Here is a 26,038-nt window from a genome sequence, read left to right on the forward strand (position 1 = left end):
GTGTATATCTATTAATTCTCCAGACATCCAAAATATTCCTATTATTCACCCTCTTTTGTCACTAATGATTTTCAGCTATAAAAAAAAACAAACCGAAAACTCGGTTTGCTAAGTTAAAAATATTAAACCAGTGTCTTACCCAATGCTTGATCGACTTGCTTTTGATGATGGATGTCATGCTGAATGAAATCTTCAAAATACTCCCCTATTGTCAGCTGGTGATTGGAGATTTTAAAAGATACAGCCAGCTTCTCACTGTCCATGTGTTCCAGCATTTTATGGTACTCTTTTCGTACTGTCAACAGTTCATCCAGGATCTGCTCTTTAGGTGCGGTCTTTTCTGCATATTCACGAGCACGATCATTGACACCCTGGAAATCCGGGTATGAAGGCAATTCTGCACCTTCCTTGAAGAATGGGAATCTTTCTTCAAGTGAGTATTTATCCCAGAATAACAGATGAGTCACAACTGCTCCCACCGACCATTTACCTTCACCTAAAGGCATTTGCCACTCGGCATCTGTAACATCCCTCAAAGAATTTACCCATACATCAAACTCAGTATAATGCTGTTTCATTTGTTCCAGATTCAATTGACTCTCCCCTTTTCTTTACTATCATAAATAAATATTCACCTTTTCATGAAAATAACCTTCTTTTTTAAAACAGACGATTTTTACACCTTTTTGCTTGAGCATGGTAAAATAATGATATTCAATCGGAGGGATGAAAGACGTGGAGCATTTAATCAACCAAAGGGTAAAAAATATAGAAATCTCGGGGATCAGGAAGTTCTTTAATCTGGTTGCTGATGTGCAGGACATGGTATCCCTGACTATTGGGCAGCCAGACTTTCCAACCCCGGAACATGTAAAAGAAGCTGGCAGGAAAGCGATCGAGGACAACATCACTACATACACACATAATGCGGGTTTAATTCAGCTGAGACAGGCTGCGGCAAACTTTTACCGAACAAAATACAATGTAAATTATTCAGCTGAGAATGAAACAATCATCACAGTAGGTGCAAGTGAGGCGATCGATATCACCTTCAGGTCCATCCTGGATGAAGGCTGTGAAGTCATCCTTCCCGGACCTGTTTATCCAGGATACGAGCCAATCATCAAGCTATGCGGCGCCACTCCAATCTATGCAGATATCAGGAACACTGAATTCCGGATGACTGCCGAACTGATTGAGAGCCTTATTACCGAAAGAACAAGATGCATTGTCCTGCCATACCCATCGAATCCGACCGGGGTCAGCCTGAATGAGACCGAGCTTCAGGAGATTGCCCAGTTGCTCAAGGACAAGGATATCTTTGTGCTTGCTGACGAAATTTATAGTGAACTGGTTTACGAACAAAAACATGTTTCAATCGCACAATTTATGAAAGAAAAAACAATTGTCATCAATGGCCTATCCAAATCGCACTCAATGACAGGCTGGCGGATTGGGATGCTTTTCGCACCTGATTTTCTTACAAGGCATATTTTGAAAGTGCATCAATATAATGTGACCTGTGCCACTTCGATTGCCCAAATGGCTGCATTGCAAGCATTGACTGCAGGAATCGACGACGCGATCCCGATGAAGCAGGAGTACGGGACCAGAAGGGATTATGTATATAACAGGCTTACTGCAATGAATCTTGAAGTCATCAAACCTGAAGGCGCTTTTTACTTTTTTATAAAAATTCCTCATTCCGATCTGTCATCATTTGATTTTTGCATGGACCTGGTCAACAAGGTGAAGCTTGCAGTTGTTCCTGGCAGTGCGTTCTCATCATATGGAGAAGGATATTTCAGACTCTCGTATGCTTATTCAATGGAGACATTAAAAGAGGGCATGGACCGTTTGGAAAAATATTTAAATAGCTGATTTGAAGAGCCGTTCCATCAGGAACGGCTTTTTGTTACTCTTTATATTTTCCGTTATTTTTAGGAGCTTTTTCTTTCTTAGCTTTGTCCTTGTGAATTTTGTTTGTTGCTGCACTTCCAATTTCATGGGAAAATTCAGAATCGATCACTGCAGAATCGAACCCTTTTTTATTCTTTTGCTGTGGATCATTCTTTTTTGTTCTTTTTGCCATAGAAATCCCCTCCTTTTGTTTTAGTATTTTACCTGGAGAGGAGGCTATGACTAGAAAGTTTTATCATTGTTTCCAGTACTTATACAATGCCTGTGTACCGCTGTTTTCTTCTCCTTTTTCAGCAAGCTGTTCATACAATGACAGTGCCATCGAAAGCCCTGGCACTTCCATATCCATCCGCCTGGCTTCATCCAGGGCAATTTTCATATCCTTTATAAAATGTTTGATATAGAATCCAGGCTCGAAATTGTCATCGATCATGCGCGGTGCGAGGTTGGACAGTGACCAGCTTCCTGCTGCACCTGTAGAAATACTCTTTAAGACAGTTTCCGGATCAAGACCAGCTTTTTCAGCATAGATGACCGCCTCGCATACTCCAATCATGTTTGAGGCAATCGCAATCTGGTTGCACATTTTCGTATGCTGGCCAGCTCCGGCACCCCCTTGATGGACAATATTTGTGCCAAGAATATTCAGCAGCGGTTCCACTTGCAGAAAAGCATCATCATCTCCGCCGACCATGATTGCCAGCCTTGCTTCCTGGGCTCCGACATCTCCGCCAGAAACCGGGGCATCAATTGCATGAATGCCTTTCTCTATTGCCTGTTCATAAATCCTTTTGGCAAGGGAGGGAGTTGAGGTGGTCATATCAATCAAGTAACTTCCCTTCTTGGCATTGGCAACGAGACCCTCTTCACCAAGATACACTTCCTCCACGTCTGAAGGATAACCAACGATCGTAAAAATAACGTCTGCCTTCTGGGCAATCTGTCGAGGAGAATCTGACCAGACAGCCCCTTTCTCAATTAATTGTGAAGCCTTTTCCTTTGTTCTTGTGTAAACCGTCAGCTGATAGCCTGCATCGAGCAGATGGCCTGCCATACTTTTCCCCATAACACCAGTACCGATAAAGCCGATTACGGTATCTTCTTTTGAAAGCATATGTACTCCTTCTTTCCATATATATTTTAGATTTATTTTAACACTGTATATGAAAAAAGGCCGAAGAAATAAACTTCGGCCTCCCAGAACGATCTACAATTTTATGCGCACTATGTTTTACCCCGTCTGCTGAAGCTTTAAACCTGGTCTTGGAATTTATCACTTAAATTGCCTTTAAGGACTATTCTTTTTATACTTTGGTTATAGGATAAAAATTCGAGGTGCGCAAATGTATTATAAAGAATTATATGTTTTTGAGAATTCCAATCCAGTAAAAGCAATCATCAGGAATTATGGCAAGGATGATTTTGACCAATTGATCCGTGTACAGCAAGAAGCATTCCCACCGCCGTTTCCTGAGGAACTTTGGTGGAATACAGAACAACTGATGAACCATATTGCATTGTTCCCTGAAGGCGCACTCTGTGTAGAAATCGAAGGAAGGATTGCCGGCTCTATTACGGGCTTGACTGTGAAGATAGAAGATGGGGATGAAGACCATTCCTGGACCGAGATCACAGATAATGGCTATATTCGGAATCATGATCCGAATGGCAATACGCTTTATATTGTCGATATCTGTATCAGCCCCGCTTACCGAAAACTCGGCCTTGGAAAATGGATGATGCAGTCCATGTATGAGACTGTTGTTCAGTTAGGGCTGAAAAGGCTTTTGGGGGGCGGAAGGATGCCAGGATACCACCGGTACTCGGCTGACCTGTCTATTGAACAATATGCAGAGAAGGTACTCAAAGGAGAATTGAAGGATCCAGTCGTTTCATTTTTGCTTCGCTGCGGCCGTACGCCGGTAAGACCAGTAGCAAAATACCTTGAAGACGAGGAATCGCTGGATTATGGAATGTTAATGGAATGGAAGAATCCATTCAGACGTTAAAAATTTGCCAAGTGTGGCAGCATTTTCTCTTAATTCGCGGGCAAAAAAAATGCCGGCTGATAATCAGCCGGCCAAATCTGGGGGAAAATGAGAATGATTAGCTTACTTTCAGTCTAACCAAAGTGCTTACTCATATATACCCGCCATATATAGGGTAAAACATTTTTTATATTACAATTTTGTTACAAAGAAACTGCTTTGTTTACTGCTTCGACTACTTCTTCTGTTGTGCTCATGTTCAGCACGGTTGAAGCGAGTTTTTCCATTTCGGCTTTGCTCAAGTTCCTGATCAAAGAACGTGCCTTTAGAATAGAGGAAGCGCTCATTGAGAACTCGTCAAGGCCCAGGCCAAGCAAGATTGGAATCGCTGTTTCGTCCCCTGCCATTTCTCCGCACATGCCAGCCCACTTGCCTTCTTTATGGGCAGCATCGATTACCATTTTTACAAGACGCAGAATGGACGGATTGTATGGCTGGTAAAGGTATGAAACCTGCTGGTTCATCCTGTCTGCAGCCATTGTGTATTGAATCAAGTCGTTTGTTCCAATACTGAAGAAGTCAACTTCCTTTGCAAACTGGTCTGCCAGAACTGCAGTTGAAGGAATTTCAACCATGATGCCAAGCTCGATGTGATCAGCAACCTGAATTCCTTCGTTGACCAGCTTCGCTTTTTCTTCTTCAAGCATTGCTTTCGCTTCCCTGAATTCGTTCAGAGTAGCGATCATCGGGAACATGACCTTCAAATTGCCATGTACGCTCGCACGTAAAAGTGCACGAAGCTGTGTGCGGAAAATGTCCTGTTCCTCAAGGCAGAGGCGGATTGCACGGAAGCCAAGGAAAGGGTTCATTTCTTTAGGCAGATTCAAATATGGAAGCTCCTTATCGCCGCCGATATCCAATGTACGGACAACGACTGGCTTTCCTTCCATGCCTTCAAGAACTGCTTTGTAAGCAGTGTATTGTTCCTCTTCGGTAGGAAGCTGGTCTCTGTCCATATAGAGGAATTCTGTACGGTACAGCCCTACACCCTCGCCGCCATTTTCCACAACACCCTTTAAATCCTTAGGTGTGCCGATATTAGCAGCAAGCTCTACATGATGGCCATCAGCTGTTTCCGTTTTTTCGTTAACAAGCTTAGCCCATTCTGCTTTTTGTTTCTCGAAATCTTCCTGAACCTTTTTATAGGCATCAAGCACTTCAGGAGTTGGATTGAAATGCACTTCGCCCTTCAATCCGTCGACAACGACGATGTCGCCATTGTTGATTTCTTCTGTAGCTGCCTTCGTGCCCACTACCGCAGGGATTTCCATGGAACGAGCCATGATTGCGGAATGGGAAGTACGTCCGCCAATGTTCGTAGTAAAACCTTTAACAAATTGACGGTTAAGCTGTGCTGTATCCGACGGCGTCAAATCCTCTGCCACTATGACCACTTCTTCAGCAATCATGCTTGGGTTAGGAATCTGGATTCCCAAAAGATGTGCTAAAACACGCTTTGTTACGTCACGGATATCTGCTGCACGTTCTTTCATATATTCATTGTCCATGGATTCGAACATGCCAATGAACATATCAGCCGTTTCTTTCAAAGCATGTTCAGCATTGACGTTTCCGGTTGTGATTTTATCTTCGATGGGTGAAATTAATTCTGGATCACTTAAGACTAGAAGATGTGCATCAAAAATCGCTGCTTTGTCAGCGCCTAATTCAGTTCCGGCATGATCACGGATTTTTTCAAGCTCTGCCTTTGCTGTCTGAAGTGCTGATTGGAAACGAGCAACTTCCTCAGCTGGAGCCTCTACGGTCTTTTTTTCAAAAGAAAAATCCGGTTCTACCAGCTTATAGGCTTTGGCGATCGCAATGCCATTTGAAGCGGCAATTCCCTGGAGAAAGCCCATTATTCAGCCAAACCTTCTCTTTTAAGGGTTTCTTCTAGTGTGTTAAGCGCATCTTGCTCGTCGCTTCCTTCAGCAAAAATCGTGATATCTGCTCCCTGGCCGATTCCTAAAGACATTACACCCATGATTGACTTAAGGTTAACCTTTTTTTCTTTATATTCTAAGTGGATTTCTGAATCGAACTTGCTTGCAGCCTGTACCAGCATTGTAGCAGGGCGAGCATGAATTCCTGTTTCAGCAACAACCTTGAATTGTTTTTGTACCATACTATATCATTCTCCTTTTAATTAAATGATTAAGATGACCATACATGATGCCTTCCAAACTAAATGGCTCAATTCAGCGAAAGGTCAAAATTCAGGCCTAGCTAAAATGATACTTGTATTTTACCCATTTGTATTGTTCTTTCACACCATATATTGTTTCCAATCATTTCCGCAGAAACATTGACTGGCATCCCAAACAAAAGAATAGCATTTTGCATAGGCTTAGACAATGAAAAATGCTTGATTTTGAAAGGTTTTGAGCATTTTTTTCAGTAAAACGTTTTCATTTTAACAAAATTGTGACAAACGATATTTTATTTTTTAAAAGCATTCTTCAGCTTATCCTTCAATCCCTGATTGTTCTCTTGCTTCCGTTCCTTTTGCAGTGTGTTAACCTGATTTTTAATATTTTTGATTTCTTCTTTAAACCAGTTCTCTATATAGCCATCACCACATTCGCCATATCTGACATTCTCGTAAGTCTGGACAATGCGGCGATCGTAATGAATGCCCAATCTTTCAAACCATTCATCGATGGATTCGTGGCTGAACCTCCCAAAATCCTTCTTATGAGCAAATTTTTCGAGCTGGAAGATTTCTTTCCGTATTTGATTAGTTGGAACATCCAGCCGTCTTTTATACAAACGGCCATTGTATAAAGAATCATTAAGTTCACTCGCCGTAACAAAGCCGCTGGGCGTTGCAGCTGCCTCAGGTTCTCTTTTAAACAAGCTGGATTTTTTATATATGATATAAAAAATGATGATTCCGATGACCGCAAATAAGATTGGTCCCCAAAAGTCTGGATCAAATACTTGTTTCGCATTTTCAAACGGTGATTTATACGGCTCGACACGATCCTGCTTTGCGAACAATTCACCGGCTCTTTCCTGCATGGCCGGTGAAGCAATCCATGAAAATAACGGATAAAGCAGAAAGGAAAGAATCAGTCCAATACCCTGAAGCGCGAAAAAGAATATCTCCTTTATGATATTTCTGCCCAAGGTAATCACAGTCACCAGCACCAGGCTCAACCCAAGCAACTTGCTGAAGTCGAGGGCGAATTTCCTTTTTGCGGAAATGTTTGTATCAAGCCATTTCAGTAAAAATTGCCCCGCGAGGATAAATAACAATTGGAAAATAAGCAAAAACGCGAGCTGTTTTAAATAGACGCCTCCATAATATGATGCGAGCGGTGACAAAAATACACCAACAAGAAAGGTCAATACAAGCCAGATACTCTCTGAATTACTTGAAGCTTCCTGATGAAAATGAAGCGTCCTCCAAAATATAAATAACGCCATGACCATCGTATAAAATATCTGAATGCCTGCAAGAAAACCTGCCAGGATCAGTAATGGCATTATCAGGGTTACATACATTAATTTGCCCAGATTCCCTGAATTTTCAAGGAGAATAGCTAAAACCAGTGATGATGCACCAGCCATTCCCATTATCGCAAAAAGCGGGAAATGCTGAGACGATAATAAATGGAGCGTCAACAGGATGGCAGTTGCAAAGTTCCATTCTATATAAAAACGAAAAAACACATTTAATATACGTGAATTCATTTCACCACCACGTCCTTAACATGCAACCTCAGCGGCTCCAAGTATGCGCCTTCATCCAATTCCTGCAGTTTAAACATCTGCACTCCCTCTCGCGCGAATTCCCTAAAATATCCGAACGCTCCAGGTGTAAGCATGCCAGCGTGAATCATGGCAGGTGCTGACGGCAAATGCCTTCTGTAAAAGAAAAGCATCTTATCATACGGGATCGTCGGCGAGTGAAAATCTGCAATCGCTAAAATATCCAGCAGTTTCTGTAGTTGATCTTTTCCAGAACCTAAAGGAATGTAGGTAAATGGAGTTGCACCAGCTGACCTGATATTCATGCAGAGCGAAAAGGGAATATGGCTTTTGTGAAAGAAATAACCCATTTCCGCAATGCTGCTCATAAGGAATTCAAGACTCGCTGTCACGGAAAAGCCATCAGATACATTCACAAATATAACGGCTCCCGCTTCATTGATTCTCTCAAACTCCTTCGTCTGCAAGGTCATCCTTCTTGCACTTGCTTTCCAGTTGATTCTGTTAAAGCTGTCAGACGGAAGATAATCCCTTGTTCCAATCGGGCCCATATTATCTTCAAAAACGGAAAAAACGAAAGGATTGTTGCCAGGTCTTACAGATTTGTGCTTATCAATATTCCTGACTGCAATTGACTTCGGATATACTAATGCTTCCATACTTAAGACACCAGAAAATTCAAGGATCGTATCGCCGAATCCAAAAAAGTGAGGAATATGGACTTCCACCTTTCTTATTTTTGAAAGACCGCGCTTGTCAGCAGTAAAAGGAATTTTTAATTTGACTTTTTCTTTAGTGCTCATGGAAAATGGAAGGCTGACATCAATCTTTTGCTGATGGATATGAAATTCCCCGTTTGAAGGAATTACGGCACTATCAAAAAAGATGGTAAGATTGCCTTTCATGATAGGCAGCCCGACATTCGCAAAACTCAGTGACCATTCCCCGCGATCGCCGATAAAGAAACGGTGCCGTACCCGATTGTTCTCTAATACCAGCCCTTCCCCAACATGCTTTAAATAAAAAGTATTAGCTCCAGCAATGAAAAGAATAAAAAGCCCTGAACCAAATAGAATCCAGGAGTTTATGTAAAAGCTCACAATTAGCAATAAGATACTGAGAAACGCCAAAATGGGAAGAAATCGGTCTTCAAGGGTTATCTTTTTCCATTGCATTAGCTTAAACCTCGACTTCAACTGGGAGGGGGATGGATTCGAGCAATTCCTTGACCACTTTTTCAGGTGTAGAAGTTAATGAGGCCTCAGCAGATAAATAAATACGGTGGCTTAATACGAAAGGCGCCATTTCTTTGACATCATTCGGGATTACATAACTTCTTCCTTTAATAAGTGCCCTTCCCTGAGCAGCCTTGACCAATGCAAGAGTTCCTCGCGGGCTTACTCCCAATTCAATAGATGAATGGTTTCTCGTTTCTCTCGATATTTGAAGCAAGTATTGCTCAACTACTTCAGAGAGCTTAACATTTTGAAGTTCTCTTCTTAAAGCCTCTACATCCTCTTCATTCAAGACAGCTTCGATTCCTTTACTGGATGAACCGAAACGATGCTTGCGGATCATTTCTCTTTCTTCATCCCATTCCGGATAATCAAGTGACAGTTTAATAAAGAAGCGATCCATTTGTGCAACAGGAAGCTGGAACGTACCCTGCTGTGATTCCACCGGGTTCTGGGTCGCAATCACAAGAAATGGCGATTTCAGCGGAATGGTGTGTCCGTCAATCGTCACCTGGTGCTCCTCCATCGCTTCTAACAAACTGGACTGAGTACGCGGCGTAGCCCGGTTAATCTCATCCGCAAGGAGAATGTTCGTTACAATCGGACCGGGCTTTAATTCAAACTCCTGAAGTTTAGGATTGAAAAATTGGATTCCGGTTATATCACTCGGCAAAACATCTGGTGTGAATTGAATTCGTGAAAACTTGCCGCTGATCGCACTTGCAAAAGTTTTTGCAAGCAAAGTCTTCCCTGTACCGGGTACGCTTTCCATGAGGATATGTCCATTATTCAGCAGTGAAATAACCATCATTTCAATCTCCTGGTCACGTCCGATAACAGTTTTTGCTATTTCTTCTTTTAAATATTGCAGCTTGCTTTTCCACTCCATTCTTTTTCCCCCTATAAGAATCTCTCTTTAATAAAACATTCAATTAATATTCATAAAATAGGATATATTCCAAAAATACTTACCTTAAAGTTTACCATTCATAATATTAAAAGAGCAATTTTCCCACCCATATTTATCCAAAAAAAGAGATGCCCCTCCAAGGCACCTCTTTTCTTCGTTTATTTCGTTGTAATTTTTCTTGCAATTATTCTCAATTAGCTCCTTGGTTCCTCAAGATATTGATAGATGGCATCTCCGCCCCTTTGGGCAATTCCACGGAAATGTTTAAAATCTTCCCTATTCACAAGAACCTCGCGAAAACTCATAAAATCCTGCTTTGATACAAAGATCTCTTCAACTTCTCTATTTTTTAAACTTTCAAGCATTCTCACAGCTTGTTCCTTGTCCACAATACCAGCTCCCTCATCGTAGTAAACTACCAACTATTTTATCCCCTTCCCTCAGAATTGCAATAACCATCTTCTTTTAAAGGTTTTTCATCGCGATAAATGGGAATGTAAAATATACGTTCTTAAAATAACGGCAGCCTATTTAACTCTGGTAATGAAATTTCCTCTAGATGGAAACGGAAATGTTTTATATAATGGATAATATAAATTGAATTTTCTAATTTTTATAAAATGAAAATTTCGTGAACATTTAAAATTTACCACGAATTTTCCTTTACGCCCGCTTAAATATAGTGCAAAATGTTAGTAATTCGAAATATTACGAAGGAGCGAGTTTACTTGAAGAAAGCTGAAGTTGGAAATGTAATCGAATTCAAAGAAGGACTGCAAGGTGTTGTTGAAAAAGTCAATGAAAATTCGGTCATTGTTGATTTAACCTATATGAACAATTTTCGTGATTTGGAACTTGATCAACGCACTGTTATCAATCATAAAAACTATAAAATTGTTAAGGAAACAGCATATTAATATATGAGAAAAGCAGAAAAAGCAGCCTAGGCTGCTTTTTCTTTATTATTCCTTGCTCTCTTTTCCAGCAAGTTCCTTAAATGATTTTACTTTTCCATGAGGGTGCTGGTCCTGCTTCCGGACTGTCCAGTTCCGCTCTTTTTCACGCTTTGATTCTGACATACTTTTCCCTCCATTAATGAAATTGTGTTTCCATATTACCATTCCCCAACCAGATGAAATCATTTCCTTACAATTTTAATAATTTTTTTGGTACAATAAGTTTTGTTTCTGGAAAGGGGTTTGTCATAAATGAAAAATTGGATGGCGGATCGGAGATTTATTCTTGGCATTTTGATCGCACATCTACTCTTATTCTTTACCTTCGAGGATAAGACTGTCTTCTGGTATATATTCACAGCTTCGATGCTGGTACTCATCAGTTATTCAATCATACATGAAGAAATTGAGGATCAAGCTTCAACAATCTCCTATTTAACAATTGGGACTGTAGCCGGTCTTGGCTTATTTGGTCTTTTCTGGATTGGAAGTAATTTGATTGATGCATTGAACCTTCCATTTTCAAACCAAATCTCGCGCCTTTATGGCAGATTCTCACCTGAGTTATTTTGGCATTACATTGTTCTGGTTCTGGTCATCGCTCCTGGCGAAGAAATCTTTTGGAGAGGTTTTATCCAAAAACGCCTTGGAAAGTACTTTGGTTTGAAGACAACAATCGGGCTATCCGTACTTTTATATGCTTCCGTCCACCTATATTCCGGGGAAATTATTCTTGTGATCGCAGCTATAATTGCTGGACTGGCATGGAGTATTTTATATGCCTGGAAACGGAGCCTGCCACTCGTCATTGTATCGCATATCGTTTTTGATCTATTATTATTTGTTTTTCTGCCTCTCCGATGAATGCAGAAAAGCATATCCACTGATAAAATGACCCTATTGTCCCTGGCAATGGGTCATTTTCATTATTGCCCGATATACTTGTCCATGATATCTTTTAGTTTATATGACAGGATTTGTAACTTTCATTCGAATCTTGCGTCTAAAAAAGTAGAACACACCATTCGAGATAACAGGGGGCAAAATATATGAGAAAATTATTAACGCCATTCACGGTAATCAGCTTATCAGCAATCCTTATTGCGGGCTGCGGCTCTGCAGAACAATCAGAGTCAGCTGATAAAGCACCTGCTTCACAGCCAGCATCAGCACCGAAAAAAAATGAAAATGAAACGGCAGGCCAGAAGTCTGAAGAACAGAAAAACGAAGAAGGCCTGATCCGCATCATGGAACAAAATCTTTCTTACACAGTTAACGGCGAACAAAAGGAACAAACTGCATTCTTAAAATACAATGACAACCAAAACTATTCTATGTATGTTTTGCCGGATTATGAGCTGACTGCTGAGGAACCAAACAAAGATGTTTTATTATGGTCTGAAGACGACAGCGTATTTATGCGAATCGAATTGCTGCCTGCTGATGCCGAATGGACATTGGTTGAAGAGAATTCCAAAGCACAACTGTCCGCTGTAGGACCAGAAGTCACAGAAGCAGAAACGCCTGAAGACCCATTCTTTGAAAATGCATGGGCAATGGAGACCAAAAATGGTTCAGACATCGTAACATCCTACTTAATTAAAAATGAGGATCAGCCTCTGAAACTGACCCTTTTCACAAAAGACAATGCAGACCACCGCCAGGCATTCATCGAAATGGCTAAATCAATAATGGCAGAAAAAAAATAACACAAAAAAGAAGGGTAATCTCCCTTCTTTTTTTATATCTCAATTCTTCATTTTTTAAGGTTTACTGGCTTCATCCATAAAAGGACAATAAAAATCAAACTGATGTAACCAAAGACAGGATACAAAATTGAAAGCAATGTTCCGTAATGGATTTGGCTGATGAAATAGCAAATCAAGAATAAAAATGAAACGATGAGTAAGCTTGGCAGCTTGATGTATTTTTGAATTTGCCTTTCCAAACCAAAGATATTCCCGATTACCGAAGTGAAAATCTCTCCATACACAATTAAAACAAAGATCCAATAAAGTCCTGCAATCAATTGTTTCATGATCACCGCCATCGGGATCTCGAACGTTTCAAACCCTGGAAGCATGATCAAAGTTAGATGGCTTGAAATCAAAATTAGTGTCAGGGCTATTCCTCCGATAATCCCTCCCCATTTTACCGTATTATCGTCCTTGATTTCTGCAGCCACTGGCACCAGTACAGCCTGAGCAAGGGACAAGTTCAGCGCGGTGTAAGAGAATGGAGCAACGACTGATTTCCACCCGTCATCAGCATGCGGTATAAATACCACTTGTTCAATGAAACCAGGCAATTTAGCAGAAAGAAAAAAAAGGATCATGCTGAAAAGAATCATCATTGGAACCACAAATGTATTGACCGCAAAAACACCTTTCAAGCCAACAAACATGACAGCCAGTGACAGCGCTATTGTAATAAAGATTCCCAATGATTTCGTCAGCCCAAGCTGCTCTTCAAAGACGGCACCTGCGCCTGACAGCATAACCGCACAGACCCCTAGAAGCATGACCAGCATGACAACATTGATAATCCTCCCAAAAAACTTCCCAAATAAATGCTCATTCATTTCCTCATATGAACGTGCACCGATTGCAGCAGCAATCCTCATCAGTTTTGAACCCATGTATATAAGCATATAACCGCTCATGAATATTCCTACCAAACCAAATATGCCAAAGCGGGAAAAAAATTCGACGATCTCCCTCCCTGTCGCAAAGCCGGCACCTACTACAGTGCCTACATATACTGCAGCGATTTGAAAGGCAGCACCCCAGTTTGTCTTCAAAGCATTCCCCTCCCTTCTTTCCAATATATGTGGATGCAGACAAACCATGACGAGCTTTTTTTAAATGATCAATCACATTTTGTAAAAATTACCACAATCAAAGCGATTGAAAGTCAAAGAAGGTCAAAGTATAATAAAACTACATTGATCAAAGATAGTCAAAGTCAAATAGATTATTCTCTGATCAGATTCCTAAATAGAAATTTTGAAGGAGGAACTTAAATGCTTTGTCAAAATTGCCATGAGAAACACGCTAATATTCAATTAAAAATAACCCTGAACGGTAATCAGAAGCATTTAATGCTCTGTGATGTTTGCTACAAAAAAGAGAAAGAAAAGATAGGTGCTTCCTTTGGCAGCCCGATGTCCGGATTCGGCGGACATGGCGGCTCACCATTCGATGATATGTTCAAAATCCCAAGAGATCTGAATCATCAAATCCCTGAACCAAAACCGGCTGCAACAGCTAAAACTACGGGGGGCGGAAATGGTTTTATTGACCAATACGGAAGAAACCTCACGCAAATCGCCAGGACGGGTTTGATTGACCCTGTGATTGGACGTGACGAAGAAGTTAAGCGCGTAATCGAAATCTTAAATAGAAGAAATAAAAACAATCCTGTTCTCATTGGTGAACCCGGCGTTGGTAAAACGGCGATTGCCGAAGGACTTGCGCTGAAGATTGTCGAAGGCTCTGTACCGAATAAGCTGAAGAACAAAGAAGTATATTTATTAGATATCGCATCAATGCTGTCAAACACAGGTATACGCGGCCAATTCGAGGAAAGAATGAAACAGCTGATTTCAGAATTACAGGCTCGAAAAAATATCATTCTTTTCATTGATGAAATTCACCAGCTTGTTGGTGCAGGCTCTGCTGAAGGTTCGATGGATGCAGGGAATATTTTAAAGCCAGCTCTAGCCCGCGGTGAGCTTCAGGTTGTTGGTGCGACGACGTTGAAGGAATACCGCCAGATTGAAAAGGATGCGGCACTCGAGAGACGCTTTCAGCCTGTCCATGTACTTGAACCAACTGTGCAAGAAGCAATCGAAATTCTGAAAGGAATTCAGACCAAATACGAAGAATTCCATCAGGTTCTTTTTACGGAAGATACAATCAAGGCATGTGTGCAATTATCACACCGCTATATCCAGGACCGCTTCCTTCCTGACAAGGCAATCGACCTTATGGATGAAGCCGGATCCAAACTCAACCTGGTTACTGAATACTCAAATAATAACGATGCCGAGAACCGGCTTGCTGAGATTGCAATGGAAAAGGAAGAAGCATTGAAAAAAGAAGATTATGAAAGGGCTGCTAAGCTTCGTGATGAAGAAGCGAAGCTTGAAAAAGCTCTGGAGAATAACACCAGTTCAGAACGTCCTGTTGTTACCATCCAGCATATCCAGGAAATCATTGAACAGAAGACGGGTATTCCTGTAGGCAAACTTCAGGAAGAAGAACAGGAAAAGATGAAAAACCTTGCAGCAAACCTGAACAGCAAGGTAATCGGTCAGAAAGATGCCGTGCAAAAAGTTTCCAAAGCGATTCGCCGCAGCCGTGCAGGCCTGAAAACCAAGAACCGCCCAATAGGTTCCTTCCTGTTCGTCGGCCCAACAGGTGTCGGTAAAACCGAAATGACGAAGACATTGGCTGAGGAACTGTTTGGATCCAAAGATGCAATGGTCCGCCTGGATATGAGCGAATATATGGAAAAACACAGCGTCTCCAAGCTGATCGGTTCACCTCCGGGATACGTCGGCCACGATGAAGCTGGCCAGCTGACGGAAAAAATCCGCCGCAATCCATACAGCATCATCCTGCTTGACGAAATTGAAAAAGCTCATCCAGATGTACAGCACATGTTCCTGCAAATCCTTGAAGATGGCCGCCTGACGGACAGCCAGGGCCGCACTGTAAGTTTTAAGGAGACGGTCATCATCATGACAAGCAACGCAGGCGTAGGTCACAAGTCCATCAAGGTAGGATTTGGGCAGAACACTGCTGTCAATGAATCAAGTATTCTTGATTCTCTGGGAGGGTTCTTCAAGCCAGAATTCCTGAACCGTTTTGATAGCATCATCGAGTTCAAATCGCTAGAAAAAGAACATCTGCTTCAGATCGTTGACCTGATGCTAACTGAACTGAAAGGAACACTAAAAGAACAAAATATCAGTCTTGAAGTGACAGATGGTGTAAAGGAAAGACTTACAGAACTGGGGTACCATCCGGCTTTCGGTGCTCGCCCTCTTCGCCGCTCCATCCAGGACCAGCTTGAGGATTCCATTGCCGACTTCATTCTTGAAGAACCGGATGCAGACAATCTTGAAGCAGTCCTCGAGAATGACACAATCAAAATCAACAGAAAATAACGTATTTTTAGGCCCGGAGTCCAACTTCGGGCCAAAAGTTTTTGTATTTTTACAGTTTAAAAATGAAAACTACATAAAACACATATAAAATAGAATCATGAATTTACAAATAGAAATGAGGTAAACCTAATGGGGTTTTTAACAAAATTCAGTCTTAAAAATGCATTTGCTGTTTTTATCATTTCATTTTTATTGATACTAGGCGGGCTGTACTCCTTCACACGGCTTAAAGTCGATTTGCTGCCTAATATCGAATTCCCTCAGCTCTCTGTAGAAGTGATCTATCCAGGGGCCTCTCCTCAGGATATCAACGAACAGGTAACGGAGAAGCTTGAAACGAAGTTCAAAGGGATCGATGGCATCAAGAAAATGCAGAGTTCATCATTTGAAAGCATCGCAATCATCAATCTTGAATTTCCTTTTGAAACAGAACTTGACGATGCCGAACAGCAAGTCAACTCCTTCATCAAGGAAGCGGGACTCCCTGAAAATGTGCAGACAAATGTAAACCGCTTTTCCTTTGGCACATTCCCGATATTCAATATCTCCCTTTTCTCAAAAGGTGACCAGGAACTGGAACAGCTTGTGAACGAAGAAATCATTCCTGAATTGAATAAAATCCAGGGAATAAATAGTGTTTCAGTTGGGGGTATGACCGAAGACATCCTCCAAATAACTGTCGATGAGGAAAAGGCAGCCAAACTGGCCCTCAGCTTGAATGATATTAAAGAAACAATCAATGCCAGGAAATTCAGCTTCCCGGCAGGCAACTTGAATGAAAATGAAATTCAGGTACCTGTAAGGGTGCAGGAAAAAATTGAAGAAATTAATGAACTCGAAAACCTTGTCATCAAGTCCAAATTTGTACCTGATGCACCTCCGGTGAAACTGAGTGACCTGGCTTCGATTGAAGTGGTAACCGAAAAACCGGAAATCACACGTTACAATGAAAAAGAATCATTATCCATGGCCATCACGAAAAAGCAGGATGCCAACACCGTCGAAGTGGCTGAGAAGGTATTAGCTGTAATCGACAGTTATGGCGATCGCCTGGAATATGCGATTGGTTTCGATTCCGCAGAAGGAATTGAGAAATCGGTCAATACCCTGGTAAAGGAAGGTTTGCTCGGAGCACTGTTCGCTTCAATCGCGGTCCTGATTTTCCTCAGGAACTTCAGGGCGACGATTATTGCGATCGTTTCCATCCCGCTGTCACTGTTGATTTCGTCTATCTTTTTAAACCAGCTTGATATTTCACTGAATATCATGACCCTGGGCGGCATGGCTGTCGCGGTTGGACGCGTGGTCGATGATAGTATCGTCGTCATCGAGAATATCTTCCGAAGAGTCCGCAAAACCAACCAGGGCATGACAGATGATTTGATTCAGAACTCTACAAAGGAAATCTTGAAAGCAATCACTTCATCAACGATCACCACTGTTGTTGTATTCCTGCCGTTAGGCCTTGTCGGAGGAATTACAGGAGAATTCTTTTTGCCTTTCGCACTGACAATTGTCTTTTCATTGCTTGCATCTTTAATAGTAGCTGTCACAATCGTCCCAATCCTGGCAAAGTTCTCATTCAAAAGAGTTCCAAAAGAAGAAAAAGAAGGTGCACTGCAAAGAGCTTACGCATCTTCTATCAAGTGGTCCCTGAACCATAAAACTCTTGTAATCTTCCTGTCCATTGCCCTGCTTGCAGGTTCAGGATTCCTTGTTAAAGGACTTGGTTTCACCTTCATTCCAAACGAGGAGCAAAAGCTGCTTGTTGCTACATTCCAGCTGCCCTCTTCTACTTCTCTTGATAAAACGAATGAAGTTTCTCTGAAAGTCGAGAATATGTTCGCTGAGCAAAAAGAAATTAATGATGTTACCGTTGGAATCGGCAGCCGGGATTTCCAGACTGGCCTGAAACGTCAGAACCAGGCGAACTATTTCATCAGCCTTGGAGATGGTGCAAGTGTTTCTGAGTTTATTCCCAAGCTGGAAAAAGAAATGGAAGAAATTGTCCTTTCTATTGAGCCAGATGCCAAACTCGGCATCCAGGAACAATCTACAGGTGGTCCACCTTCAAATAATAATGTCAATATAGACTTGTATTCTACTGACCTTGCTGCCTTGCAGGATGCTGCAGCCAGAGTGGAAGGTTATATGAACAAGCAGGATGACTTAAAATATGTATCAAATAATTTTTCCGAAAAACAGAAGCAGGTACTTGTTGATATCGATCCAGAAAAATCAGCCCAGCTAGGACTCTCCGGATTCCAGATTCTTGGTACGATCACCGATAAAACTAAGCCTGTCGACGCCGGAATGATGCAGCTTGGCGGTGAAGATCGGAAAATTTCAATCACCTATGATGAACAGTCCGAAACTATCGATGATTTGAAGAATACGGTCATTTTCACTCAACAGGGACCTGTTCCAATCACTGAGATCGCCAAAATCACTGAAACGGAAGCTTTTACATCGATTCAGAAACTGGATGGCAAAATCTTCGCCCGCGTTTCTGCACAGATTGATTCCAATGATATAAGGGCCGTTTCAACAGCTGTAATAGAAGGTGTTAAAAAGGATATAGACCTTCCTGATGATGTCTCACTAGAAGGCGGCGGCGGAAGTGATGAGACTGTTGAAACCTTCACCCAGCTGGGAATAGCAATGGTTGTAGCGATTGGGCTTGTCTACTTGACCATGCTGATTACATTCGGGCAGGCAAGGATTCCATTTATCATCCTTTCATCCTTGATTTTCGTCCCAATCGGTTCCCTTCTGGGACTGTGGATTGCCGATGAACCGATGTCAGTAAGTGTAATGATTGGACTTTTGATGCTTATTGGAATCGTAACAACCAATGCGATTGTCATGGTCGACCGAATCGGCCAAAATCGCACCGAAAAAGGCTTGCCTATTAGGGAAGCCCTTATTGAAGCAGGAATTACCAGACTTCGCCCTATCCTGATGACAGCCTTTGCGACAATCGCAGCATTGATTCCATTGGCGCTTACAACCTCATCAGGCACCCTGATTTCCAAAGGGCTGGCAGTAACCGTAATCGGAGGCCTTACCTCCTCAACCCTGCTGACATTGATCCTGATTCCAGTCATCTATGAAGTATTTTTCTTTAGACAGGTGAAAAAAGAAAGAAGTATGTAAAATGGAAGCCCGCATGCAGATGCGGGCTTTCTAATTCGATTCTGTGCCGAGATTCGAACAGAAGATATCCAATTTTTCGGGAGTCAAGGAATCTCCTTTTACCGTTCATGTTTCTTTCTTGTATTTCCGGGCAATGCAGAAGCCCTCCTTTTACCGTTCTTGTTTCTTTCCTGCATTTTCGGCAATGCGGAGACTCTCCTTTTACCGTTCTGAGTGCTTTCCTGTATTTTCGGTCAATGCAGAGGCTCCCCTTTTATCGATCTGAGTTCTTTCCTTTATTTTCGGTCAATGCAGATGAGACTGAAACTAATTTGTCCAGTCTAATTACAGATATATAAAAAAACTGCAGAGAAACTTGATTTTCATCGAGTTTCTTTGCAGTCTGAAGCGAAGCCGGCGGGCTTCGCTTTTCTTTTTACAGCTTGCTGTCGTCCACAGAATCGAGCCAGCTGTCGATTTCGCCAATTACTGACTGTACGCAGCCTTCTTCAAACGGTGAAATAAGATTCGCTTCTTTCACAAGCTCAGTGAATGCCATGCTTCCACCAAGTTTGCAGAGGTTTGCATAATCTTCCCATGCTTCTTCCTGATTTTCTCTTGAACGCTTCCAGAATTGGAATGCGCAAATTTGCGCAAGTGTGTAATCGATGTAATAGAAAGGTGAGTTGTAGATATGACCCTGGCGTTGCCAGAACCCTCCCTCTTCTAAGTATGCATGGCCATCATAATCTTTGTGCGGAAGATACTTTTTCTCAATTTCGCGCCATTGCTGCTTTCGCTCCGCCGGAGTTGCCTCTGGATTTTCATAAACCCAGTGCTGGAACTCATCCACAGAGACTCCATATGGCAAGAATAGAAGCGCGCTGCTTAAGTGGGAGAATTTATATTTATCCGTATCTTCCTTGAAGAATAATTCCATCCACGGCCAAGTGAAAAATTCCATGCTCATTGAGTGGATTTCACATGCCTCATAGGTTGGCCAGTTATATTCTGGAATCTCAAAGTGTCGGCTTGAATACACCTGGAATGCGTGTCCGGCTTCATGTGTCAACACATCGATATCGCCTGATGTACCGTTGAAATTCGAGAAGATGAACGGTGACTTGTAGTTTTCGATATACGTACAATATCCGCCGCCGGCTTTCCCTTTTTTCGCAACGAGGTCCATCAGATTGTTTTCGTTCATATAACGGAAGAATTCACCTGTTTCAGGAGAAAGCTCATCATACATATTCAGCCCGTTTTCGATGATCCATTCAGGACTTCCTTTTGGTGCCGCATTGCCTGTTTTGAAATTGAATGGCTCATCGTAATATTTTAATTCATCGACACCAATACGGTTCTTCTGGCGTTCCTTCAGCTTTGACGCAACAGGGACGATATATTTGTGGACCTGGTCCCTGAAAGCTGCGACCATGCTGCTGTCATAATCTGTTCGGAACATGCGGAAATAAGCTAGTTCTACAAAGTTTTTGTAGCCAAGCTTGTGAGCCATTTCTGTTCTGACTTTTACAAGATCATCATAGATTCGGTCAAACTCTTCCCCATGCTCAGAAAAGAATGCAAATTTCGCTTCGCTAGCCTTTTTCCTAGTATCACGGTCTGTCGATTCTGTAAAAGGGTCCAGCTGGGCCAGCGTTCTTTCTTCGCCTTCGAACATGATTTTCGCCGATGCAACGAGTTTTGTATATTCAGTTGAAAGCTTGTTTTCCTTCTGCATCAACGGAACAATCTCCGGAGAGAATTGCTTTAACTGCGCTTCAGCCAGAGCAAAAAGCTGTTGGCCCCACTTTGCTTCAAGCTCGGCACGGAAATTGGAAGCAACAAGCGCTTCATAGTATTTCGTGACCAAACCTTCCACCTGTGGTGCAAGATCATCAAGAAAATCCTGTTCTTGTTTGTAGAATTCATCCTCTGTATCGATTGAATGGCGGATATAGCACAGATTGAACATTGTGCCTACATCATTTCGCAAATCGTTGATTCCATTCATAGCTGCACTCTGTTCTTCAACGGAACCGGCGTTCTTGAATTGTTCCAGCAGATTGTCGAATTTAACAGTCACCTCTTCCAAATTCGGACGGGTGTATGTATATTGCTCAAACTTCATAGTATTGCCCCCTTTTTCTCTATACAGGATTGAGCTAATTCCTATCTCTTTCCTATTCTACGAATATTCCCGGTTTCCCTTTTTATTCCGTAAAAATTATTCATCGTGAATTTGGTTTTTATCTTTAAATAAAAAAACGGCGTTTGCCGTTTTCTCTTTTAGTATTTGCTTACAGAAAGTCCAAGCTTTTTTAACAGGTCGATAGCAGTTCCTTTTTCATCATCTGACAGGCTGTCCATCAATTCATGAATCAATGCGCTGTGCTCAGGAAAAATTTCCTCAATCAATTTCTTTCCATCTTCGGAGATTTTCGCGTATGTCACTCTCCGGTCTTTAGGACAGGCAACTCTATTTAAAAATCCCTTTTCTTCGAGTTTATCCACCACATAGGTAATACTTCCGCTAGCCAGCAGGATCTTTCCTCCTATTTGCTGCAGCGGCTGCTCTCCTTTATGGTAAAGAAGTTCAAGTACAGCAAATTCAGTCGGATTCAATCCATTTTTTTGGATTACCTTGTTCACCTTTTCATTTACAGCCCGGTATGCCCTGGACAGGACAATGAATAATTTCAAAGATTTTTCTGTTCCATTGTTCATGAAATTTCATTCCTTTACCTATAACGACTTATCCATATCTAGAGTATAGCTGAATTTATTGTTTTTATCAGTATTTCCCTAGATTTTATCCAGAAAAACTATTTTAGTTGTTCAAAATATATTTTTTTATAACAATCATGATTCTCATGGTCTAAGTTTAAAAACCTTTCAAATGAGGGAAAAATACGGTCAACATCAAAAACAACAAAGACATGGGAGTGCATTTTATGAAAAAAGGGTTAGGCATCATTATTGGTTTGGGAGTCATCTTATTAATCTTCATTATGATGGGGGTTGGCAGCTACAACAGTTTTGTAGCTGAAGAGGAAAATGTCAACAATGCATATGCACAGGTAGAGAACCAGCTGCAGCGCAGGCTCGACCTCATTCCAAATCTCGTGAATACGGTAAAAGGATATGCTGCTCATGAAAAAGAAGTCATTCAATCCATTTCAGATGCGAGATCCAGACTGGCAGGGGCAAAAACTCCGGAAGACCAGGCAACTGCAAACGCTGAGCTTTCAAGCGCTTTAAGCCGTTTGCTCGTAGTTGTTGAAAATTATCCAAATTTAAAGGCAGACAAACAGTTCACACAGTTGATGGATGAACTTGCAGGGACTGAAAACCGCTTGACTGTTGCAAGAAAAGATTATAACGATCAAGTATCTATTTATAACAGGAAAGTAAAGCAATTCCCAGGTGCCATCGTTGCCAGCATCACTGGTTTTGATGAAAAAGAATACTTCAAAGCAGACCCTGGGGCGCAAGAAGCTCCTGAGGTTGACTTTGGAGGCTGATCATGGCTCACGGAAGATTATCCGGATTAGCAGCGATACTAGGCATCCTGGTCTTGCTGCTGCCGGCCGGAGCAATCGCGGCACCAAATGAGATTCCAGCTCCTGTGGGTGATATTTATGTCCAGGATTTCGCAAATCTTTTAAATGAAAATGAAGAAATTCAGCTAGTGAATATCGGAAAATCAATAGAGGATCAAACCTCTTCCCAGGTCGCTGTCCTCACTGTCGACACGATTGGTGAGGCAAGCATAGAGGAATATTCAGTCGAAGCCTACCGCAAATATGGGCTGGGTACCGAAGAAAACAATAATGGTGTCCTGTTGGTACTTGCCATGCAGGAAAAGAAAATCAGGATTGAAGTAGGCTACGGACTTGAGGGAACCATACCTGATGGCAAAGCCGGCAGGATTCTTGACGAATATGCGATACCACACCTAAAAAATGGCCAGCCAAACCTGGCCGTCATGAATACGTATCAGGCCCTCGCAAACGAGGTGTCTGGAACGGATGAATTCGGCAATGCTCCGCGTGATGTCGAGCAGCAGGATTTCCCGATCCCTTCCTGGCTGTTCATCATCATCGTAATTGGAGTTGTCGTCCTTGACTTCATGTTCTTCGGCGGCACTCTTACCTACCTCCTGCTTTCAATCATATCAAGAGGCGGTGGCGGGGGCGGCGGACCCCGTGGTGGCGGGGGCGGATCTTCCGGTGGCGGCGGCGCCAGCAGAGGCTGGTAAAAAGGAAAACACCAGAGTATTTGAACTCTGGTGTTTTTGCATCGTATATTTATCATCAATTGTTTTCAAACTAGTAGTTGAAAGGAGTTGTGAAAGCAATGAATCCCAAATTTTTGCGTTACTATCTCATCATAGCAGTCATAACAGATTTGATTCTGGTATTTTATCTAAGTACGATGATCGATGAAATTGGGATACTGTTCTTTCTATTGATGGTCATTATCCTGATAAGTGGGACTTTCTTTCTTTATTCGATTTTCAGGAGAAATAATAACCAGAACTAAACATTAACAATCGGTCTCTTATTCCGGATCCTGCCTGCGATTTCGTCCATCATTGCCAGCAATTTGCCGTCCCTGTCTTCAGGAGCAATTTTTTTTTGCAATACTGCGTAAAGGACCACATCCCGAAGCATCAGAAATAAAGGCACTTGCTCCTTCCAGCCCTCTGGAAGCTGATTACCCAATTGATAGCCCTTAATAAAGGCATTCAGGAACGTGTGACCAAAGCTCTGGCGCTCTTCCTCCTGGGCTGGCGGAATTTTATAAAGAATGGCATAGTACAGCGGGATGGCTATGTCTGATGCGAACCAATGATAACTTGCATCATCAAAATCAAAAACATGAATTTTCTCACCATCATAAAAAAAGTTTCCTGAATGGATATCTGAGTGGATGACTCCGTAATTGTCGGTACTTTTCCCTAGTGCCGATATTGCAGCAATTACGTCTTTTGCGTTTTTAACTAACAGCTTTTCACTTTCCGGATAATACTTTTCTATTTGAAGAAGTTCATCCTCATCCCAGCTGCTCCGCTCTTTAATGCCTTCAGATGGCTTATAGGATTTTGTCGCACGGTGCATCCTGCCTGTTATTTCTCCCCATTTCCTGAAGAGCTCCTCATTGAATTGTTCTGATTTGACACTGACTGAGCCTCCAGCCGCTTTTGCATATAGACAACCATAAAATTCGCTCCCATCAGCCGCGGGAATTTCTTCTACAGTCAGCCCATTGTTAGAATAAAAGACCTCAGGTACTGATAATCCCGCATTATGTAAATGCCTCATCCAATCCATTTCAGATAGAATTTCCTCCTTATTCCGATGGGAGCTATGCGTTATGCGCAAAATATAAGGATTTCCCTCTTTATATGCTTCAAATACATAATTCTCAAAATCGCCTAGTTTTTTTATTTCTGCTTCCAGCCCGAACAATTCAAGGAACTGATTTTGCATTTCTTTGTTCATCAAAGCATCCACAACTTTTTCCATATTCATCCCCCTTAAATAACCTGTATTTTCTCAATACTCAATTTATATTACATCACATTTTTCCTTCGAAAAGCTATTTTTATCTGGAGACTTTTTTTGTAAAATAAAATGTAGGAAACCGAAATAATTATTAGAAGGAGACCATCATGAGCCAATCTGCAGCCGCTGTCAGGCTGAAACCACAAAATCAGAACGGAACAGCTTATAAAATACTTTTCATTATTGGATTAGTGCACTTATTGAATGATTCCATCCAGTCTGTCATACCTGCGATGTTTCCAATCCTGGAAAAATCAATGGGACTTAGTTTTACTCAATTAGGAATGATCGCATTTTCTTTAAATATCGTTTCTTCAATTCTACAGCCGCTCATTGGCATGGCAACCGACAAGAAACCGATGCCCTATGCCCTGCCGCTTGGCTTGACCTCGACGATGTTCGGGGTTTTAGGATTAGCGTTTGCTTCCAGTTTTGAGTTTGTCATACTTTCCGTTTTATTTATTGGCCTGGGCTCGGCAGTATTCCATCCCGAGGGTTCACGGGTAGCTTATATGGCTGCAGGACCTCGCAGAGGATTAGCCCAATCCATTTACCAGGTAGGAGGCAATTCCGGACAGGCACTTGCCCCCCTCATCACAGCGCTGATCCTTGTACCGCTGGGACAATTCGGGGCAGTTTGGTTTACCTTAGTAGCAGCAATTGCGGTGGCACTGCTTATTTATATCGCAACCTGGTATTCCAGGAAACTTGACTCTGACAAATTCTTCACAAGTAAGAAAGCCGGCGAACAAGTTAATAAAACCATCTCAATGAACATAAAAATGGCACTCGTCTTGATCTTATTCTTAATTTTCGCCCGCTCGTGGTATATATCTGGAATGACGAATTTCTATGCTTTCTATACAATCGATAAATATGGATTTAGCATCCGGGAGGCGCAGATGTTTCTGTTCGCTTTCCTTGTCGCGGGTGCCTTCGGTACTTTCTTCGGCGGCCCGCTAGCTGATCGTTTTGGAAAAAAGAATATTATTTTTCTTTCCATGATTGCAACCGCACCTTTGTCAGCGATTATCCCGTTTGCACCTCCGATAGCTGCATTCATCTTACTGACGGTGAGCGGATTTATCCTGATGTCGAGTTTTTCTGTTACTGTTGTGTATGCCCAGGAGCTTGTCCCAGGTAAAATTGGCACGATGGCCGGCCTGACAGTTGGACTGGCGTTTGGCATGGGAGCGCTTGGTTCAGTTGGTCTTGGATATCTGGCTGATATGATTGGGCTGCCAATGATGATCATGAGTGTCGGCTTTCTCCCGTTACTCGGCATCCTGACGTCGTTCCTTCCATCAGATGAACAGCTTGCTGAATGGAACAATTAATATTTACCATATTGATTTATGTTTAGGCACACTCTTCTTA

At 42.0% G+C, this 26,038-nt stretch carries 25 protein-coding genes; 11 read left to right on the forward strand and 14 right to left on the reverse strand.

Annotated elements, in window-relative coordinates; translation table 11 throughout:
* Positions 1–122: 122 nt before the first annotated feature.
* Positions 123–593: a DinB family protein gene (locus ACXAEA_RS16580; protein WP_475096974.1), complete on the reverse strand. Its 471-nt coding sequence runs from the start codon at positions 591–593 to the stop codon at positions 123–125.
* A 142-nt stretch (positions 594–735) separates the two neighbouring features.
* On the opposite strand from ACXAEA_RS16580, the gene ACXAEA_RS16585 reads away from it, so the two are divergent.
* A complete protein-coding gene (locus ACXAEA_RS16585) occupies positions 736–1,881 on the forward strand; it encodes an aminotransferase A (RefSeq protein WP_475096975.1) in 1,146 nt (381 codons plus the stop codon).
* A 34-nt stretch (positions 1,882–1,915) separates the two neighbouring features.
* Here ACXAEA_RS16585 and ACXAEA_RS16590 read toward each other — a convergent pair whose 3' ends face one another.
* Together ACXAEA_RS16590 and ACXAEA_RS16595 are read right to left on the reverse strand one after the other, a co-directional pair.
* Entirely contained in the window at positions 1,916–2,092 is a 177-nt protein-coding gene (locus ACXAEA_RS16590; protein ID WP_475096976.1) for a hypothetical protein, read from the reverse strand.
* A gap of 63 nt (positions 2,093–2,155) precedes the next feature.
* Positions 2,156–3,055 carry an NAD(P)-dependent oxidoreductase gene (locus tag ACXAEA_RS16595; protein WP_475098151.1) on the reverse strand — a complete coding sequence of 300 codons (900 nt, stop codon included), beginning with the start codon at positions 3,053–3,055 and terminating at the stop codon, positions 2,156–2,158.
* Between the two features lie 208 nt (positions 3,056–3,263).
* On the opposite strand from ACXAEA_RS16595, the gene ACXAEA_RS16600 reads away from it, so the two are divergent.
* Positions 3,264–3,929, forward strand: a complete 666-nt coding sequence (locus ACXAEA_RS16600) for a GNAT family N-acetyltransferase (RefSeq protein ID WP_475096977.1) — start codon at positions 3,264–3,266, stop codon at positions 3,927–3,929.
* Between the two features lie 182 nt (positions 3,930–4,111).
* Here ACXAEA_RS16600 and ptsP read toward each other — a convergent pair whose 3' ends face one another.
* The 6 genes from ptsP to ACXAEA_RS16630 form a co-directional block, all read right to left on the reverse strand.
* Positions 4,112–5,827: a phosphoenolpyruvate--protein phosphotransferase gene (gene ptsP, locus ACXAEA_RS16605; RefSeq protein ID WP_475096978.1), complete on the reverse strand. Its 1,716-nt coding sequence runs from the start codon at positions 5,825–5,827 to the stop codon at positions 4,112–4,114.
* Entirely contained in the window at positions 5,827–6,093 is a 267-nt protein-coding gene (locus tag ACXAEA_RS16610; protein ID WP_475096979.1) for a phosphocarrier protein HPr, read from the reverse strand. Before ACXAEA_RS16610 ends, ptsP begins: the two co-directional genes overlap by 1 nt.
* Before the next feature lie 314 nt (positions 6,094–6,407).
* The gene (locus ACXAEA_RS16615; protein WP_475096980.1) at positions 6,408–7,664 is read right to left on the reverse strand and encodes a hypothetical protein; all 1,257 of its coding nucleotides are present in this window, start codon (positions 7,662–7,664) and stop codon (positions 6,408–6,410) included.
* On the reverse strand, positions 7,661–8,857 hold the full coding sequence (locus ACXAEA_RS16620) for a DUF58 domain-containing protein (protein WP_475096981.1): 1,197 nt from the start codon (positions 8,855–8,857) through the stop codon (positions 7,661–7,663). Before ACXAEA_RS16620 ends, ACXAEA_RS16615 begins: the two co-directional genes overlap by 4 nt.
* Positions 8,858–8,861: 4 nt before the next feature.
* A complete protein-coding gene (locus ACXAEA_RS16625; protein WP_475096982.1) occupies positions 8,862–9,806 on the reverse strand; it encodes an AAA family ATPase in 945 nt (314 codons plus the stop codon).
* Between the two features lie 215 nt (positions 9,807–10,021).
* On the reverse strand, positions 10,022–10,249 hold the full coding sequence (locus ACXAEA_RS16630) for a hypothetical protein (RefSeq protein ID WP_475098194.1): 228 nt from the start codon (positions 10,247–10,249) through the stop codon (positions 10,022–10,024).
* Between the two features lie 306 nt (positions 10,250–10,555).
* Here ACXAEA_RS16630 and ACXAEA_RS16635 point away from each other — a divergent pair, with 306 nt between their 5' ends.
* Positions 10,556–10,744 carry a YkvS family protein gene (locus ACXAEA_RS16635; protein ID WP_023615106.1) on the forward strand — a complete coding sequence of 63 codons (189 nt, stop codon included), beginning with the start codon at positions 10,556–10,558 and terminating at the stop codon, positions 10,742–10,744.
* Between the two features lie 45 nt (positions 10,745–10,789).
* Here ACXAEA_RS16635 and ACXAEA_RS16640 read toward each other — a convergent pair whose 3' ends face one another.
* Entirely contained in the window at positions 10,790–10,906 is a 117-nt protein-coding gene (locus tag ACXAEA_RS16640; RefSeq protein ID WP_475096983.1) for a DUF6254 family protein, read from the reverse strand.
* Positions 10,907–11,035: 129 nt separating this feature from the next.
* Between ACXAEA_RS16640 and ACXAEA_RS16645 the strand changes: the two genes are divergently transcribed.
* A complete protein-coding gene (locus ACXAEA_RS16645; RefSeq protein WP_475096984.1) occupies positions 11,036–11,647 on the forward strand; it encodes a lysostaphin resistance A-like protein in 612 nt (203 codons plus the stop codon).
* 185 nt (positions 11,648–11,832) lie between these two features.
* A complete protein-coding gene (locus ACXAEA_RS16650; protein WP_475096985.1) occupies positions 11,833–12,492 on the forward strand; it encodes a hypothetical protein in 660 nt (219 codons plus the stop codon).
* Positions 12,493–12,539: 47 nt separating this feature from the next.
* On the opposite strand, the gene ACXAEA_RS16655 is transcribed toward ACXAEA_RS16650, so the two are convergent.
* On the reverse strand, positions 12,540–13,583 hold the full coding sequence (locus ACXAEA_RS16655; RefSeq protein ID WP_475096986.1) for a YkvI family membrane protein: 1,044 nt from the start codon (positions 13,581–13,583) through the stop codon (positions 12,540–12,542).
* Between the two features lie 222 nt (positions 13,584–13,805).
* Between ACXAEA_RS16655 and ACXAEA_RS16660 the strand changes: the two genes are divergently transcribed.
* Both ACXAEA_RS16660 and ACXAEA_RS16665 read left to right on the forward strand, forming a co-directional pair.
* Complete coding sequence (locus ACXAEA_RS16660; protein WP_475096987.1) at positions 13,806–15,956, forward strand: ATP-dependent Clp protease ATP-binding subunit; 2,151 nt, start codon at positions 13,806–13,808, stop codon at positions 15,954–15,956.
* 129 nt (positions 15,957–16,085) lie between these two features.
* Entirely contained in the window at positions 16,086–19,112 is a 3,027-nt protein-coding gene (locus ACXAEA_RS16665) for an efflux RND transporter permease subunit (protein WP_474835905.1), read from the forward strand.
* 415 nt (positions 19,113–19,527) lie between these two features.
* Here ACXAEA_RS16665 and ACXAEA_RS16670 read toward each other — a convergent pair whose 3' ends face one another.
* The gene (locus tag ACXAEA_RS16670; protein WP_475096988.1) at positions 19,528–21,222 is read right to left on the reverse strand and encodes a M3 family oligoendopeptidase; all 1,695 of its coding nucleotides are present in this window, start codon (positions 21,220–21,222) and stop codon (positions 19,528–19,530) included.
* Positions 21,223–21,380: 158 nt separating this feature from the next.
* The gene (locus ACXAEA_RS16675; RefSeq protein WP_475096989.1) at positions 21,381–21,818 is read right to left on the reverse strand and encodes a MarR family winged helix-turn-helix transcriptional regulator; all 438 of its coding nucleotides are present in this window, start codon (positions 21,816–21,818) and stop codon (positions 21,381–21,383) included.
* A 227-nt stretch (positions 21,819–22,045) separates the two neighbouring features.
* On the opposite strand from ACXAEA_RS16675, the gene ACXAEA_RS16680 reads away from it, so the two are divergent.
* From ACXAEA_RS16680 to ACXAEA_RS16690, 3 genes are all read left to right on the forward strand, one after another.
* Positions 22,046–22,615 (forward strand): LemA family protein, encoded by a 570-nt coding sequence (locus ACXAEA_RS16680; RefSeq protein ID WP_475096990.1) that lies wholly within the window; start codon positions 22,046–22,048, stop codon positions 22,613–22,615.
* Positions 22,616–22,617: 2 nt separating this feature from the next.
* Entirely contained in the window at positions 22,618–23,352 is a 735-nt protein-coding gene (locus ACXAEA_RS16685; RefSeq protein ID WP_475096991.1) for a TPM domain-containing protein, read from the forward strand.
* A 98-nt stretch (positions 23,353–23,450) separates the two neighbouring features.
* A complete protein-coding gene (locus ACXAEA_RS16690) occupies positions 23,451–23,636 on the forward strand; it encodes a hypothetical protein (protein WP_475096992.1) in 186 nt (61 codons plus the stop codon).
* On the opposite strand, the gene ACXAEA_RS16695 is transcribed toward ACXAEA_RS16690, so the two are convergent.
* Entirely contained in the window at positions 23,633–24,622 is a 990-nt protein-coding gene (locus ACXAEA_RS16695; protein ID WP_475096993.1) for a phosphotransferase enzyme family protein, read from the reverse strand. The two genes, ACXAEA_RS16690 and ACXAEA_RS16695, sit on opposite strands and share 4 nt — an antisense overlap.
* A gap of 146 nt (positions 24,623–24,768) precedes the next feature.
* Here ACXAEA_RS16695 and ACXAEA_RS16700 point away from each other — a divergent pair, with 146 nt between their 5' ends.
* Positions 24,769–25,998 (forward strand): MFS transporter, encoded by a 1,230-nt coding sequence (locus tag ACXAEA_RS16700; RefSeq protein ID WP_475096994.1) that lies wholly within the window; start codon positions 24,769–24,771, stop codon positions 25,996–25,998.
* Positions 25,999–26,038: the final 40 nt, after the last annotated feature.

This window comes from Mesobacillus sp. ABV4_180 (genome assembly GCF_056158485.1).